Annotated in this window: 14 protein-coding genes; 4 read left to right on the forward strand and 10 right to left on the reverse strand. The window is 62.8% G+C overall.

Translation table 11 applies throughout. The features are described 5' to 3' along the window. Positions 1-15: 15 nt before the first annotated feature. Positions 16-1,755 (forward strand): arginine--tRNA ligase, encoded by a 1,740-nt coding sequence (gene argS / locus Harman_RS06335; RefSeq protein ID WP_137682948.1) that lies wholly within the window; start codon positions 16-18, stop codon positions 1,753-1,755. Between the two features lie 69 nt (positions 1,756-1,824). On the opposite strand, the gene Harman_RS06340 is transcribed toward argS, so the two are convergent. After that, positions 1,825-2,616, reverse strand: coding sequence for an alpha/beta fold hydrolase (locus Harman_RS06340; protein WP_137682949.1), 792 nt, complete (start codon positions 2,614-2,616; stop codon positions 1,825-1,827). A gap of 130 nt (positions 2,617-2,746) precedes the next feature. On the opposite strand from Harman_RS06340, the gene Harman_RS06345 reads away from it, so the two are divergent. Then, positions 2,747-3,433 carry a helix-turn-helix domain-containing protein gene (locus Harman_RS06345; RefSeq protein ID WP_137682950.1) on the forward strand — a complete coding sequence of 229 codons (687 nt, stop codon included), beginning with the start codon at positions 2,747-2,749 and terminating at the stop codon, positions 3,431-3,433. Between the two features lie 56 nt (positions 3,434-3,489). Here Harman_RS06345 and Harman_RS06350 read toward each other — a convergent pair whose 3' ends face one another. After that, positions 3,490-4,308: a MinD/ParA family ATP-binding protein gene (locus Harman_RS06350; RefSeq protein ID WP_137682951.1), complete on the reverse strand. Its 819-nt coding sequence runs from the start codon at positions 4,306-4,308 to the stop codon at positions 3,490-3,492. A 238-nt stretch (positions 4,309-4,546) separates the two neighbouring features. On the opposite strand from Harman_RS06350, the gene prf1 reads away from it, so the two are divergent. Together prf1 and Harman_RS06360 are read left to right on the forward strand one after the other, a co-directional pair. Continuing rightward, on the forward strand, positions 4,547-5,803 hold the full coding sequence (gene prf1, locus Harman_RS06355; protein WP_137682952.1) for a peptide chain release factor aRF-1: 1,257 nt from the start codon (positions 4,547-4,549) through the stop codon (positions 5,801-5,803). 484 nt (positions 5,804-6,287) lie between these two features. Beyond that, the gene (locus Harman_RS06360; RefSeq protein ID WP_137682953.1) at positions 6,288-8,672 is read left to right on the forward strand and encodes an RICIN domain-containing protein; all 2,385 of its coding nucleotides are present in this window, start codon (positions 6,288-6,290) and stop codon (positions 8,670-8,672) included. Positions 8,673-8,705: 33 nt separating this feature from the next. Here the strand turns inward: Harman_RS06360 and Harman_RS06365 are convergent, their stop codons facing one another. The 8 genes from Harman_RS06365 to Harman_RS06400 form a co-directional block, all read right to left on the reverse strand. Then, positions 8,706-9,098, reverse strand: coding sequence for a DUF6276 family protein (locus tag Harman_RS06365; RefSeq protein WP_137682954.1), 393 nt, complete (start codon positions 9,096-9,098; stop codon positions 8,706-8,708). Between the two features lie 56 nt (positions 9,099-9,154). Next, a complete protein-coding gene (locus Harman_RS06370) occupies positions 9,155-9,847 on the reverse strand; it encodes a V-type ATP synthase subunit D (protein ID WP_137682955.1) in 693 nt (230 codons plus the stop codon). A gap of 97 nt (positions 9,848-9,944) precedes the next feature. Next, positions 9,945-10,697 carry a bacteriorhodopsin gene (locus tag Harman_RS06375; protein ID WP_137682956.1) on the reverse strand — a complete coding sequence of 251 codons (753 nt, stop codon included), beginning with the start codon at positions 10,695-10,697 and terminating at the stop codon, positions 9,945-9,947. Positions 10,698-10,796: 99 nt separating this feature from the next. After that, positions 10,797-12,215 carry an ATP synthase subunit B gene (locus Harman_RS06380; protein WP_137682957.1) on the reverse strand — a complete coding sequence of 473 codons (1,419 nt, stop codon included), beginning with the start codon at positions 12,213-12,215 and terminating at the stop codon, positions 10,797-10,799. Positions 12,216-12,217: 2 nt separating this feature from the next. Beyond that, on the reverse strand, positions 12,218-13,978 hold the full coding sequence (locus Harman_RS06385) for an ATP synthase subunit A (protein WP_137682958.1): 1,761 nt from the start codon (positions 13,976-13,978) through the stop codon (positions 12,218-12,220). A 2-nt stretch (positions 13,979-13,980) separates the two neighbouring features. Next, positions 13,981-14,304, reverse strand: coding sequence for a V-type ATP synthase subunit F (locus Harman_RS06390; RefSeq protein ID WP_008311106.1), 324 nt, complete (start codon positions 14,302-14,304; stop codon positions 13,981-13,983). Continuing rightward, positions 14,301-15,374, reverse strand: a complete 1,074-nt coding sequence (locus tag Harman_RS06395; RefSeq protein ID WP_137682959.1) for a V-type ATP synthase subunit C — start codon at positions 15,372-15,374, stop codon at positions 14,301-14,303. Before Harman_RS06395 ends, Harman_RS06390 begins: the two co-directional genes overlap by 4 nt. Beyond that, a complete protein-coding gene (locus tag Harman_RS06400; protein WP_137682960.1) occupies positions 15,371-15,955 on the reverse strand; it encodes a V-type ATP synthase subunit E in 585 nt (194 codons plus the stop codon). The genes Harman_RS06395 and Harman_RS06400 overlap by 4 nt, the downstream gene beginning before the upstream one ends. Between the last annotated feature and the right edge of the window lie 14 nt (positions 15,956-15,969).

Raw genomic sequence — 15,969 nt, forward strand, 5'->3', positions numbered from 1 at the left:
GCGAAAGCCGGGCGTATGTTCCTGCAGCTCCGTGCGGAGGTCGAGGACGCCCTCGCCGACGCACTCACAACCCTCGACCTGCCGTCCGAGGACCTCGGTATCGAGGAGCCTCCGGAGGATGTCGACGCCGTGCTCGCATCGAGCGTCGCCTTCCGGCTGGCCGGCGAGGTCGGTACCGCGCCGCCGAACGTCGCCGCTGATATCGCCGCCGCGATTGACACCGACGACCTCACCTACGTCAGCGCCGTGACGACCCAGGGGCCGTACGTCAATTTCCTCCCGAGCGAGGCGTACTTCGCCGAGACCCTGCAGTCGGTCACAGAGAGCGGGTTCGGCCGGCTTCCCGACCGCGACACCAGCGTCGTCGTCGAACACACCTCCGCGAACCCGACCGGGCCGGTCCACGTCGGACGAGCGCGCAACCCAATTATCGGGGACGCCGTCGCCCGCGTGCTCGATTACGCCGGCTACGAGGTCGACCGCCACTACTACGTCAACGACGCGGGCCGCCAGATCGCCGTGTTCACCTGGGCCTACGAGACCTTCAACGAGGCCGACCTGCCCGAACCAGAGCGCGAGTCCCCCGAGTACGAGATGGTCCGGTACTACCGCAAGGGCAACACCGTCCTCGAAGACGGCGACCCCGACGAGGTCGAGGAAGCCGAAGCCGAAATCCAGTCGATTCTGCAGGGCCTCGAAGACGGCGACGAGGAGACCTACGAGCGGGTTTCCGAGGTCGTCGACACCGTGCTGGGCGGGATGCAGACCACGCTCGGCCGCCTCCCAGCCGAGTTCGACGAGTTCGTCAAGGAGACGCGGTTCATGCGCAACGGCGATACGGACGACCTGGTCGACCGCCTGAAGGAACTCGACTGCGCCGTCTACGAGGAAGATGCCTGGCAGTTGGACCTGCCCGGCTTCGAGAAGAACCTCGTGTTCCTGCGTTCGGACGGCACGTCGCTGTACACCACCCGGGACCTGGCCCACCACGAGTGGAAGTTCGACACCTACGACCGCGCCGTCACGGTGCTTGGCGAGGACCACAAGCTCCAGGCCGACCAGCTCGACGCCGCACTGGGCCTGCTCGGCAACGACACCGACCAGCTCCAGCAGGTGTTTTACTCCTGGGTGAACCTCCCCGAAGGAGGAATGAGCACCCGCGAAGGGACCGGCATCGACCTCGACGACCTGCTCGATGAGGCTATCGACCGCGCGCGCGAGGAGGTCGAGTCCCGGCTGGATGACCGGACCCGCGGCGACCTCGACGCGGACGACATCGACCGCATCGCCCGCCAGGTCGGTATCGGCGCGGTGCGCTACGACATCGTCTCGAAGCAGCCGACGAAGGGCATCACCTTCGAGTGGGACCGCGCGCTGGACTTCGAGGCCCAATCGGCCCCGTACGTCCAGTACGTCCACGCGCGCTGCTGTGGCATCCTGAGCGACGTGGAGGCCGATATCCCCGAAGAGCCCGAGCTCGACCCGCTTTCGGAACCGGAAGAGCGCGAGCTGCTCCGCGAACTGGCCCGGTTCCCCGCCGTCATCGAGGCGGCCGCGGACGACCTGACGCCACACACCGTCGCCACCTACACCCGCGACCTCGCAGAGACGTTCAACGCCTTCTACCGGGAGTGTCCTGTGCTCGACGCCGACCCCGAGACCCGCGCCGCGCGGCTGGCACTCGTTGATGGGACCCGAACGACGATTTCGAACGCCTTAGACGCGCTGGGTGTCGAAGCGCCGACCTCGATGTAGGGGCGGTCCGCGTCGGGACTCCAGTGTGACAGGCGCGACAAGCGAAGAAAATGCCGTCGGCAGACCAGCCTATTTCTGCAGGAACGCGTCGACTTCCGCTGCGATCAGGTCGGATGCTTCCGCAGGGCCACTGTGGCTGACGCCATCGAACTCGACGAATCGACTGTGTGGGAGTGCATCGTGGACGTTTCGGGCACTCCGCCGGAGGAAGTCCGGGCCGTCGGTACCGGATAGAACGAGCGCGGGCGCGTCCACGTCGAGACGGTCCGGGAGTCGGTACTGCTCGACGGACCGGTTCATCCGGACGACCTCCTCAGCGAGGTCGACGCAGTCGGGCCAGACAGGCCACTCCGCCAGCCAGGTGTCGAGGTCGTCGATACCATCGGGATGGAGCACCTGTTCGATGTAGCGTTTCACCGCTTCCTTGCGCTCCCCGTCCTGTATGAGCGATGCCATCCGGTCGGCGAGGTCGGCCTCCGTCCGGTATCCCTCAGGAAGTACGGCCGGTTCGTACGCGATCACTGCCTCGACCGGCGTCTCCGTCGCGGCCTCGATAGCGGTAAGTGCGCCATACGAGTGGCCGAATAAGATCGGATCGCCGTCGACGGCATCAGCGAGCGCCGCTACATAGCTGACCTCGCGGGCCAACACCTTGTCGGCGCTCGTTTCCGCCGGAGAATCGAGACAGGTCCCGAAACCAGGGCGCTGGGGAACGACAGCACCGTATCCATCGAACGCCGAAAGGACCGGTCCCCAGTATTCCACGGGGGCCATTCCGCCGTGGAGGAGCAACAGGGGTTGGCCGTCGCCGTGGCGTTCGAACTCGACATCCATCGCGGCTGTAGACTGTGTCGACTGCATACAACAGTCGGTGGAGGCCAATCTGGCTAAGCCGTTCTCTCAGTGATTGGACCCTTTAAAACGGGGTATCTATTTCCGGAGTGACGATTGCTTCGACAGGCGCTTCAACATCGCCGAGTATCGAAAGCGTATGGGGCTCATCGCCGAGTTTCAGATCGACTGTGACGCGCTGCCGCTCGTGTCGGTCGCGGATGCGGTCCCCGAGGCGGCAATTACCCTCTCCTTGCAGTACAACCACGGTCGCCACCCGCTGTTTCTCGCCACCGTGACGGGCGGTTCCAGAGAGGCTATCGAGCGAGCGCTCACCGAGGCTGCTGACGTACAGACGTGGACGCTTATCGGCACGGCAGGCGATACCAGACGGTATCAGGCGGTCCCGGCGCTGAGCTTCGAAGAGCAACTCGGCGGAGCGATAGACGACCTCGATGGGCTCGAAGCGCTCGCCACGGCTGACGCCATCATCGAACGGATAGCAGTGACCCCGGACGGTTGGACGCAGATCGGCTGGTTCGCCGACCGAGCGGCGTTCACCGAGTTCTCCACCTTCTGGCAGCAAAACGCGGATTTCGGACTGGAGCGGTTGACCCGCGATGCGGAACCCAAATCGCCCGGGAACGGGCTCACCGACCGACAACAGGAGGCGCTGCGGACAGCATACGAGATGGGCCATTTCGAGATCCCACGCCGAGCATCGCTGGATGACGTGGCAGCGGAACTGGGTATCTCAGCGTCGTCGCTCTCCGAGCGATTGCGCCGGGCACAGACCCAGCTTATTCAGGAAACGGTGGCAACGCTGTGGCCGCCGCTTCCGGACTGAACCGGCGGCGCTAGACCGAAACGGCGGAGTGATATTAGTCCGACAAGGTGCGAAAATCAGTTAAACAGCCCGAAGACGCCGCCGGAATCGTCGTCGTCGTCGACATCCGAGTGGTCCTCGGCGTCGTCGAGGAACCACTCGTCGTCCAGTATCGTCTCGATATCCGACTCAACGCTTTCGCCCTGGAAGAACACGCCCTCCAGCGCCTCGGTTAGCCGCCGATAGGCGTCTGCGGCCGTGCTATCGGGAGCGTTGAGCACGAGCGGTTCCTCAGTCGTCGCCTGCGGGTCGTCCGGGATGACCGCAAGCAGCGGGAACTCCATCTGCTCGGCGATGGCGGCGACATCCGTGTGGCGGGTCGCACGGTTGATGATCGCACCGAGGACGGGTCCGTCAATTCGGTTCGCTAGCTGTGCCGTTTTGACCGTATCGCCCACCGCAACGTCGTCGGGGGTCGTGACGAGGACGATGCCGTCGGCCAGTCCGAGCGGCACGGCGACTTCGTGGCTCAGTCCGGCTCCGGTGTCTATCAACACTACGTCGTAGGCGTTTCGCAACGTCTTGATGACTTTCCTGAGCTTCGCGGGGTCGGCATCGGCGAACGCCTCCAGTGACTGCTCGCCCGGAATCACAGTGAGGCCACCCGGGGCATCGGTTAATGCCTCGCTGACGGCGGCTTCCCCGGCCAGAATCTCGTGGAGGCTCTTTTCGGGCTCCACCGAGAGCATCGAACCGAGATTCGCCATCCCCAAATCCGCGTCGACGACGGCGACATCGTAACCCATCTCTTGGAGGACGGCCCCGACGTTTACCGCGGTCGTCGTCTTTCCGACGCCGCCTTTCCCGCCCGCAATCGTACACACATACCCCGCCATAGTCTGATTGCTTGGGTACAATGCAGGCAGTCATATAAACCCGACTGTCATTTGTTAGACTACCGAGGGCCGGTCTCCGGCTAAGGTAGTCGACGAGACCACATACAATTCAATCTCCTGTTCTGTTGGCGAATATATCGTCACTCGGCTTCGCTGTTCGCTTGCCCGAAGGCCGCGCTTCGCGCGCCCTTCGCTCCCTGTCAACAGGTTCTTACGCCACCTCGGCCAACAGAGAGTAATGAGCGAGCAGCAGGAACAGGACCAATCTGACAAGCAGAAATACGAGTTCCGGAAGGTAATCGAGGAACTCAAAGGGTACCAAGGCTCGGGGACCCAACTCGTCTCTATCTACGTGCCCGAGGACAAGCAGATCAGCGATGTCGTCGCCCACGTCACCCAGGAGCACTCCGAAGCCTCGAACATCAAATCGAAGGACACCCGGACGGCGGTGCAGGACGCACTCACCTCCCTCAAGGACCGGCTCCGGTACTACGACAACACGCCACCGGAGAACGGTCTCGTGCTGTTCTCGGGGGCGTTCGACACCGGCGGCGGTCGGACCGACATGGTGACCAAAGTCCTCGAATCCCCGCCGGACCCCATCGAGTCGTTCCGCTACCACTGTGACTCGGAGTTCCTGACCGAGCCCCTAGAGCACATGCTCGCCGACAAGGGGCTGTTCGGCCTCATCGTGCTCGACCGGCGCGAGGCCAACGTCGGCTGGCTGAAGGGCAAACGGGTCGAACCCGTCAAGTCAGCCTCCTCGCTGGTGCCGGGCAAGCAGCGGAAAGGTGGCCAGTCCGCCCAGCGATTCGCCCGCCTTCGGCTAGAAGCTATCGACAACTTCTATCAGGAGGTCGCCGGCATGGCAAACGACTTGTTCGTCGCCGACAGACACGAACTGGACGGCATCCTCGTCGGCGGTCCCTCACCGACGAAAGACGAGTTCCTCGACGGCGACTACCTCCACCACGAACTGCAAGACATGGTGCTGGGGAAGTTCGACGTCGCCTACACCGACGAGTCGGGGCTGTACGACCTCGTGGACGCGGCCGATGAGGTGCTGGCTGAGCACGAGATGCTCCGGGACAAGGAGCTCATGGAGGACTTCTTCAAGCAACTGCACAACGGTGACAAGGCCACCTACGGGTTCGACCAGACCCGCCAGAACCTCAACATGGGCGCGGTCGAACAGCTGCTCATATCCGAGGACCTCCGGAAAGACGTGGTCGCCTACACCTGCGAGAACGGCCACGACGAGTACGAACTCATCAACAGCAGCGCCGGAACCGACGATCACGAATGCTCCCGCTGCGGAGCCACCGTCGACGCTGACGAGGGCGAGCGCGAGGATGCCATCGACCACCTGATGGAACTGGCCGATCAGCGCGGCACCGAGACGGTGTTCATCTCGACGGACTTCGAGAAAGGCGAACAGCTCCTGACAGCCTTCGGCGGCGTTGCTGGCCTGCTGCGGTACTCCACTGGCGTCTAAGGCATGTCGCTTGTTTTCCGGAGGTAGCACCGCCCAGATAGCTGTACGCCTATCGACTGTTACCGAAGTAAGTACCCATCGGGGTGGGACCCCGCATCCGTTCTGGTGACAGGCCACGCAGTACAACCAGCACGTATGTCAATTATTGGATTATCTACTCGAATGTCGTCAATAGATTTCTCATGTGCCGAGATTGTGTCATGTCTTGAATAGCCGCAGTATCGGCTTCGATATAGGTATTTGACTCGACATAATTACTTTAATATTCATACCATGTTTTTATCTCAATATTCCAGTATCAGAGATACGAGCCATTTCAGGAATATGTGGGCTGTTTGAGAATGCAAGCAACCACCACTTCCCGTTGATACATAATGTATGTCTTATGTTAAATATTTGTGGTAATTCAGTTCCGCCTATAATATAGAAACACATAAGTAATTATTCCGATATACCTAGCTGTCATGACAGGCAGGAGATATAAATGAATACGCGGCGGGGATTCCTGCAGTTACTCACAGCGGGGAGTGTGGGGACTGCAGTACTGAATGGACAATCACTAGCGGCTCCAGCGACGATTTCGATAGACGGTGGTGGTTCGGACGTCTGGGGTACCGAGGACCAGTGTCACTTCTACTACGAACAGGTCACTGGGACGTTTGACGTAACCGTCCACATCGACGATATCGAAGATACCGGCGACTGGGCGAAAGCTGGTATAATGGTCAGGGAGGAGCTATCCCCAGACGCGAAAAACGTCCTCGTTCGGTACACGCCGGAGAACGAAAGCTCCGTCCAGTGGCGACCCAGTACCGGCAGTGAGACAGACAGTACGACCCAGAGCGACATTGGCAACGGAACGACAGACGGTGACTGGGTCCGGCTGGTCCGGGAGGGTAACGCTATCGTCGGCTATGGGTCCACCGACGGGAACAACTGGACTCGTACCTGCCGCCTACCCAGCAACCGGATCGATTTCAGCGACGAGACGTACGTCGGTCTCACAGTCACGAGTTTCGACTGGGGGACGCTGTGTTCAGCGACGTTCGACGAGCTATCTGGTCTCTCCCCGGACGAGAACCGGGATATCGGGAACGTGAATCCGGCAGGCAGCGTCGCCACGAGCACCGGCACTGAGACGCCGACTGCAACACCGACCGAAAGCGGCGGTACGGAGCCGACCGAAACGGAAACTGAAACGCAGGATGAGGATGAGGAGCCGACCGAAACCGACGGTGCACCCATTGACCCGGGAACCTACAGCGTCCGAAACGCGAACTCCGGCAAGGCTCTCACCGTCGAGAACGGGTCCGAAGAGAACCGGGCGTCGCTGATCCAGCAACCGTATCAGGGGAAGCCGTCCCAGCACTGGACCGTCGAATCACTCGATGACGGCAGCTATCGCCTGACACCGGAGCACTCGGGCAAGGCCGCCGACCTCAACAAGGGGCGACAGAGAAACGGGGCCAACATCGTCCAGTGGGACTGGCACGGGAGCGCGAACCAGCGCTGGACCATCGAGCCTGTCGGCGACGACACGTACCGTATCCAGTCGGTACATTCCGGCAAGGTGATGTCCGTGACGGACGGCTCCGAAGCCGACGGCGCGAACGTCCACCAGATGGAGTGGAACGATACCGCCAGCCAGCGATGGCGCTTCGACGGCGACCTGGGCGAGCCCGAAACCGAGGAGCCAACAGAGACGGCTACCGGCGGGACATCACAGTTCGGTCTCGATTCCGGCTTTGCCGACCCCGCACCGTGGCTCCACGACGACGTTTCGGTCAGGACCGTCACCGAACCGACGCGTAGCGCTGTCGAGGCGGCTATCGGCGGCAGTGGGCCACGAGTGGTCGTCTTCGAGACCAGCGGAACGATTGACTTGGGCGGCACGCCGCTGAAGATCACCGTTGATGACTGCTGGGTCGCCGGGCAGACGGCTCCCTCCCCCGGGATTACCTTCATCAACGGTCGGGTCCAGATAAGCGCCGACAACTGCGTCCTCCAGCACATCCGCTCGCGAATCGGTCCGGGTACGGGTGAGGACATTCAGGGCAAAGACTCGGTCAATACGGCCTACGGAACGCAAAACAACGTCATCGACCACGTGACCGCGTCCTGGGGTACCGACGAGTGCATGTCAGTCGGCTACAAGACCAGCGAGACGACGTTCACGAACAACCTCATCTACGAGGCGCTGTACGACCCCTTCGGTGAGCAGAGCGAACACCACTACGCGACACTGGTCGGCGACGACGCGGACAACGTCACGCTCGCCGGGAATGTCTGGGCCAAATGCCGTCGACGAATGCCACGGCTGAAAACCGGCTCCAGGACCGTCGTCGCCAACAACCTCGCGTATTTCTTCGACGGCGGCAGCAACATGGACGCCGATACGGAGGCGACGTTCGTCGGGAACACGTATCTCGGGCAAGTCGACACGAGCGATAGAGTGTTCGAAGGCGGCAACGCGTACATGGCGGACAACACGGTCGCGGAGCCCCCGCTCGATGCTGGCACGCCGAAGTACGGCGACGGCAACGAACTCAGCTCTCGTCCCCTGTGGCCGGACGGACTCAACGCCATGCCCTCCTCCGAAGTCGAAGCACACAACCTCGCCAACGCGGGCGCGCGACCCGCCGACCGGACGGCGAACGACCAGCGGATCGTCGACGAAATCAGAGATCGGGCCGGCAACGACAAGCTCGACTCCCCCTACGACTACTGGGTCGGGGACGAGACCGATGTCGGGGGATACCCGGACCTTCCGGAAAACACGCATTCGCTCGATGTCCCGGACAGCGGCCTCCGGGAGTGGCTCGCCGCCTGGGCGCGAGCAGTCGAAGCCCCCGACGCCAGCCCACCGTAGGGCCGTTCTCTCGGCCGCTGGCAACTCATCTGATCACAGCAACTGTTCGAGTTGCCGACGACGGCGGCCGAGATCAATGTGGGCCGCCTCGCCGTAGCTGGCATCGAGGCGGTCCAAGGCCAACAGTGGGTCGACGCCCTCGCCCTCGACTCGCTCCAGCAACGCGGTGATCTCCTCGCGGTGCATCGCGAGCGAATCGAGTAGCCCGACCAGCAGCAGTAGCGGGATCGCCGCCGCGTCGTCCTCCGGAATCGCATCGCCCAGCGCCACGAAATCAGGAACCTCGGCGGGCGGCTCCGTCTCCGGGTGAAGCGCCAGGCAGGACCGGCAGACACCGGCACCCGGTTCGTCACCGGGGAGAAACCGCTGGAGATCCTCCGGGACGGGAAACGAAACGAGGTCGCCGCCACAGTTGGGACAGGCCATACGCAAGTACGAACGGGAAAGCGCAAAAACGATACCGATCAGGACGGGCGCTCCGGTCAGTCGTCAGCAGTGACCGGCTCGGCCTCTTCTTCCGCTTCTTCGGCGGCCGCGAGTTCGTCCTCCTCTTCTTCCTTCTTGGCTTTGATCTTCTTCATGCGGAAGATCTCCTCGCGCTCCTGCTCTTCGAGCTTCTGCTCGATGTACTCCTGGTTGTCATAGAGGTCAGGCAGAAGCTTGAACTCCAGGGCGTTGACGCGGCGTTTCGTCGTCTCGATCTCTTCGAGCATCTTCTTCATCGCCGTCTCGACCTCGGCGGCGAGGATGATGTTCTCGAGCAGTTCCTCGTAGGCCTCGGCGGCCTCGTCGATTCGGGCCGAGGTCCCCATGACGCCGTAGCCGCGTTCGTCCAGGGATTTCCGGACCTTACTGGACTCGATCTGCGGGACGACGACGCCCATGATGTTCTTTGACTGGGTCGTCAGTTCGGGGTGTTCTTTCAATGCCGCGGCGGCCCCGCGGACGGCCACGTCACCCTCCATCGCCCGCGCCATATTGATCGCACGCTGGGCGCGGTCGTAGGAATCATCGAGGTCCTCACGGACATCCTGGGCCTGGTCCAGAATGTCCATGAACTCCATGATGAGCCCGTCACGCTTCTTCTCCAGCGTGTCGTGCCCACGCTCGGACAGCTCGATGCGGTCCTCGATCTGCATCAGATTCTTGCGCGTGGGTTTAACGTCCTTAGCCATTACGGGCTTCTTTTCGACGTAGGCAGTTAACGGTTTCCAGTTATTACGGCTCGCTTCCGGACTGCCACGGAAAAAACGGAATCGCGAACGGCGGCGGTTAGTCGTCCGCCGGCGTTGCGCCGGTACTGGTCGTCTCCGCAGCGCCATCAAGCACGCCGTGGCTCCGGAGCAGGATGATACCGAAGCCGACCTTGGCGGTCAGGTCGATGACCATGAAGCCGGCCGTCTCGATGCCGATACCGACGAGACCGAGCCCCTCAGTGCCGACGAGCCACCACACCGGGTACACCAGCCACACGACGGTCACGAGGTTCCGCAGCGTCTTGAACGTGCTACGCGTGTCACTGGGCAGGTCCGCGACCCGACCGGACAGCGAACTGAACAGGAAGTACAGCAGGACCAGCAGGAAGGCGGTGCTGATACCCCACCAGACCAGCCGTTCCGCGCCGGCCGACAGCACGCCACTCCCTGCGCTCAGCGTCGCAACCACGCCAGTCCCGATCATCAGCACGTCGAGGCTGACGAGGGAGGCGATAGTGTTGCGGTCTGCTCCTGCGAGTAGTCCGAGGTCATACAGCAGCAACGGGGTCGTGAACAGCCAGTCGGTGTATCGCGCCCAGTAGATGGGGTGTTCCGACCCGCCGAACTCGATTATCGTCAACCCAAACCCGAGCGCCATCGCGAGGTAATTCACGAACGCGATTGCCGTGATCAGTATTGTCGCGATGTAGAACTTCTGGCGCCTGCTGTCGGTCTCACCCCAACCGCGACCGATGAAGTATAGCATGCCGAGGAACATGCCCGCTGTACCTAACCACAGCCATATCGCTTCACTCCCTGGTTCTGGCATAGTGCATATCAATATACGTAGTCGACGGTAAACAGTCGCGTACCCAAAATATGAGGTAAAAATTGCGACCGGCTGTGAAATGTAGGGCCGTTGTCAGACCTAGGCTTCGGCTTCGACGGTTTCGGCGGTCTCGTCTTCGCGGTAGTGCTCTTCGATGAGGTCCTCGTCGATGCGGTTCAGCGCATCCTTCGGGAGCATCGAGAGCAGATCCCAGCCGAGTTCGAGCGTTTCGTCGATGCTGCGGGCCGTGTCGGTCCCCTGGTCGACGAACTCCTCCTCGAAGCGGTCAGCGAAGTCCAGGTACTTGTTGTCCAGTTCCGACAGTGCCTCGCGGCCGACGATGTTGACGAGGTCGCGCAGGTCCTCACCTTCCGCGTAGGCGGCGAAGATCTGGTCTTTCACGTCGGCGTGGTCGGCGCGGGTCAGTCCCTCGCCGATACCGTCGTCCATCAGCCGCGACAGGCTGGGCAGGACGTTGATCGGCGGCTGGATGCCCTGGCTGTTGAGGTCCCGATCAATGTAGATCTGGCCCTCGGTAATGTAGCCGGTCAGGTCCGGAATCGGGTGCGTGTCGTCGTCGCCCGGCATGGTCAGGATCGGCAGCTGGGTCACGGAGCCCTCGCGGCCCTCGATCCGACCGGCGCGCTCATAGAGCTGTGCCAGGTCAGTGTACATGTATCCGGGGTAGCCACGCCGACCCGGAACCTCCTCACGTGCGGCACCGATCTCGCGCAGCGCCTCACAGTAGTTGGTCATGTCCGTCAGGATGACCAGCACGTGGTAGTCCTTCTCGAAGGCGAGGTACTCCGCCGTCGTGAGCGCCAGCCGCGGCGTAATCGTCCGCTCGACGGCCGGATCGTCTGCGAGGTTCATGAAGACGACGGAGCGTTCCAGCGCGCCGGTGCGCTCGAAGTCGTCCATGAACTCGTTTGCCTCTTCGGCCGTGATACCCATCGCGCCGAAGATGACGGCGAACTCGGACCCTTCGTCGTCGTCGCCTTCCTCTTCCTCCGGCACGGTCGCCTGTCGCGCGATCTGTAGCGCCAGGTCGTTGTGTGGCAGGCCGGAGGCGGAGAAGATCGGCAGCTTCTGGCCACGGACGAGCGTGTTCATGCCGTCGATGGCCGAAACGCCGGTCTGGATGAACTCCTCGGGGTACTCCCGGGAGTAAGGGTTGATCGCCTCGCCGACGATGTCGCGGCGCTCGTCGGGGACGATCTCAGGCCCGCCGTCGATGGGCTGGCCGGTTCCGTCCATGACCCGCCCGAGGAGGTCCTCGGTAACGGGCATCTTCATCGTCTCGCCGAGGAAGCGAACCGAGGCATCGCGGTCGATACCCTCGGTCCCCTCGAACACCTGGATGGCGACGTAGTCGCTCGCGGATTCGAGCACCTGGCCACGGCGGGTCTCGCCGTCGCTGAGCTCGATTTCGACGATGTCGTCGTAGCCGACCGGTTCGTCGGTCTCGACGAACACCAGCGGTCCGCTGATTTCCGTGATTGTCTGGTACTCTTTCATTGTTAGTACAGCTCCCGCAGTTGAGACTCGATGTCGTCTTCGAGTTCGTCGATGTACTCGTCCCAGTCTTCCTGCACGCCGATACGGTTGAGCCGCGGGGCGGCATCGATGTCGGTGATCTCCTCGACAGGGACACCTGCATCCAGCGCCTCGAAGGCCGCGTCGTTGTACGTCTTCGCGGCGTCCATGATGCGGTAGGTCTTCTCGGGCTCACAGAACGTGTCCACGTCGTGGAAGGCGTTCTGCTGGAGCCACGCCTCGCGCAGGTAGCGGGCGATCTCGAGCGTCAGCTGCTGGTCCTCCGGCAGTGCGTCCTTCCCGACGAGCTGGACAATCTCCTGCAGTTCCGCTTCCTCGTCCAGCGTGTCGATAGCCCACTGGCGTGTCTCCGGCCAGTCGGCCCGGACGTTCTCCTCGAACCACGGGTCGAGCTGGTCGCGGTACAGCGAGTACGACTCGTTCCAGTTGATCGACGGGAAGTGCCGGCGTTCGGCCAGGTCCGCGTCCAGCGCCCAGAACGTCTTGACGATACGCAGCGTGTTCTGGGTAACCGGCTCGGAGAAGTCCCCGCCCGGCGGCGAGACGGCCCCGATGACTGAGACAGAGCCCTCAGTGCCGTTGATGTTCTCGAAGTACCCGGCGCGCTCGTAGAACTCGCTCAGGCGAGCGGAGAGGTACGCGGGGTACCCTTCCTCGCCGGGCATCTCCTCAAGTCGGGAGGAGATTTCGCGCATGGCCTCGGCCCACCGGGAGGTGGAGTCGGCCATCAGCGCCACGTCGTACCCCATGTCGCGGAAGTACTCCGCGATGGTGATCCCCGTGTACACGCAGGATTCGCGCGCCGCGACCGGCATGTTCGACGTGTTGGCGATGAGGCAGGTCCGGTCCATCAGCGCGTTGCCGGTGGTCGGGTCCTCCAGTTCCGGGAAGTCCTCGATGACCTCGGTCATCTCGTTGCCACGCTCGCCACAGCCGACGTAGACGACGATGTCCGCGTCGGCCCACTTGGCGAGCTGGTGCTGGGTGACCGTCTTCCCTGAACCGAACGGACCGGGAATCGCGGCTGTTCCGCCTTTCGCAATCGGGAACAGGCCATCAAGCACGCGCTGGCCCGAGATGAGCGGTTCCGTCGGGGTCTCCTTCTCGACGGTCGGTCGCTGCTGGCGCACCGGCCACTCCTGGTGCATCTGGATCTCCTCGCCGCTGTCCAGTTCGACGACCGTCTCCTCGACGTTGAAGTTGCCCGATTCGATGGCGACGACCTCGCCGCCCTCGGAGTCGGGCGGGACCATCACCTTGTGGTCGATACTCGGCGTCTCGGGGACGGTGCCGACGATGTCGCCGGCCTCGACCTCGTCGCCTTCCTCGACTTCAGGGGTGAACTCCCAGGTCTTCTCCAGGTCGATGCCCGGCGCGTCGACACCGCGGTCGAGGAACGCCGACCCCATCTTCTCTTCGAGCACGTCGAGCGGGCGCTGGACACCATCGTAGATGGCGTCGAGCATGCCCGGCCCGAGGTCCACGGAGAGGGGCGAGCCCGTCCCTTCGACGGGTTCGCCGGGGGAGACACCGGAGGTCTCCTCGTACACCTGAATTGTGGTGATGTTTCCTTCGATCTCGATGACCTCGCCCATCAGCCCTTCCGAACCGACGTAGACCACGTCGTTCATCCGGGCGTCGAGGTCCCGAGCCGTTACGACCGGTCCCGAGACGCTTTCGATAATGCCGTCCTCGCGGACGTCTGTGTCTGTTGCTTGACTCATGGTTAGTCCTCGTCCATCAGGTCGATACCGATGGCTCGCTTGATCTGTTCACGCAGTCCGCCGCTACCTGTGCCACCGCCGAGCGTGACCATCACCGGCTCGACACTCGTCTCCGCGTCCTGCCTGACACCGCGTGAGAGATGCGACAGGTCGTCGTCGTGCATCACGACGATGCCGACATCGTCGTCGTTCAGCATCTCCTCGACGGCGTCGTCGAGCTGCTCGTCTTTCTCATCGGCAGGCACGTCCGCGAACTTGCGGACGCCAGCCAGCCGAAAGCCCGTCGTGAACTCCGGGCTTCCGATGACAGCGATCTCCTGGCTCATAGTATCACCAGCTCCTGTTCGATCTCGTCGGGGCCGAGGCCGGCCTCGCGACCGCGGGCGATGGCCCGGATGTTGTCGACCTCGCGCTCCTTTTTGAGGATGTACGACAACACCGGACAGACCGACAGCGGATAGCGGTTCGAGAGCCGGTCGGCGTATTCGAGTAGCGCCGCGTCCAGCGCCCGCTCGAAGTCGATGAGATTGTCCGCTTCCTCAAGCGCCGACAGCGCCTGGTCGAGGTCCTCGCCGTACTTGCTCTCGCGGACGGCGCTGACCAGCTGATCGAGGTTCGTCGACAGCTGTGCGACCTCCTGTTCGTCGAACAGCTGGCCGCCCTCGATGAAGTACTCCGATGGATCGATGTCAGCACCACTGCGGGCCAGCCGGAGCGCGTTCCGGAGGTTCCGGAAGTCGACTTCCGTCTCCAGGAACTCGACGTACAGCCCGGTCGGGCTGTCGATTTCCGGGTTGTCCGGGAGCCCCGACAGCAGCGTTTCGTAGAAGGCGCGGTCGAGCGCGTTCTCGAGCGGGACGAGAACGCCGCTTTCCTCGTACACGTCGAAGGCTTCGGCCATCATCTCACCGAAAATCGTGTCGTCGAGCTGCTCGACGACTTCCTCGATGGAGCCGGCGTTCAGCAGATTCTCGATGCGCCGGTCGGAGAACTCGCCGGCCCGGATGAGGTCGTCTTCGACCTCGGTCCGCTCGGCGTCGGAGTAGAGCCCGCGGATAACGGTCTTGACGTTCCACACGTCGAACTTCCGCAGGTAGCGGGCGATGTAGTCGTACAGCGCCCCCTCGGACCAGCGAAGCAGGTCGTCGAAGTGTTTTGCGAGGTTGCGGTTCAGCGCGTACTCGACGAGGTCGACGCCGTCGTACCGGGAGCCGAGCGCGTTCATCTCGGTCTCGTACTCGGTTTCCTCCATGAAGCGGGCGATCTCGCCCGTCCCCATGCGGACCAGCTTCCGGTAGTCGTCATCGTCGAACAGCGACGCGCTGCGGGCACGAACCCGGGCGATGACGTACTCGTAGTTGCTTCCCTGGCCGCTCGTTCCCGTTCGCGAACTCATTGGTTTTCGAACAGGCGTTCGCTGATTGCTTTCAGGTTGTCCTCCCAGACATCCTCCAGGATGGAGTCGAACGTGTTGTTCACACGGACCCGTGACTCGCTGCTCTCGACGACGACACCGCCGAGACAGTCCCGCTCGCCGGCGTAGGTCGCGCCGTCGTAGTCATCGAGTACATCCTCAAGAAGTGACTGGTCAGACGCACGGCCGTACACCGACAGCTCGGCGCTGTCGTCGAACTCCTCGACGGCGGCGTCAAGCAGTGCGCGTGTCAGTTCCTCTCGTCTGTCCCCTTCGAGGGCCGCGAGCGCGTCCTCAACGTCGCCACGAACGTCTTCGAGGATGTCACGCCGGGCGTTGAGTCGAGCTTGCTTGGCCTCGAGCTTCGCGGAGGAGAGTCGCTGCTCTCGCTCCTGCTCGATGGTCCGCTCGACCTCGGCCTCGCGTTCCTCGCGGATCTGCTCGGCGTCGGCCTCGGCCTCGGCGATAATCTCCTCTGCACGTTCGTCGGCCTCGTCGCTAATCTCCTGAGCACGCGCGCGGGCCTCGTCGCGGATGTCCTCTACGACTGTTTGAAGGCTCATTATTGGAAAAGACG

Source organism: Haloarcula mannanilytica, from assembly GCF_005406125.1.
Taxonomy (GTDB): domain Archaea; phylum Halobacteriota; class Halobacteria; order Halobacteriales; family Haloarculaceae; genus Haloarcula; species Haloarcula mannanilytica.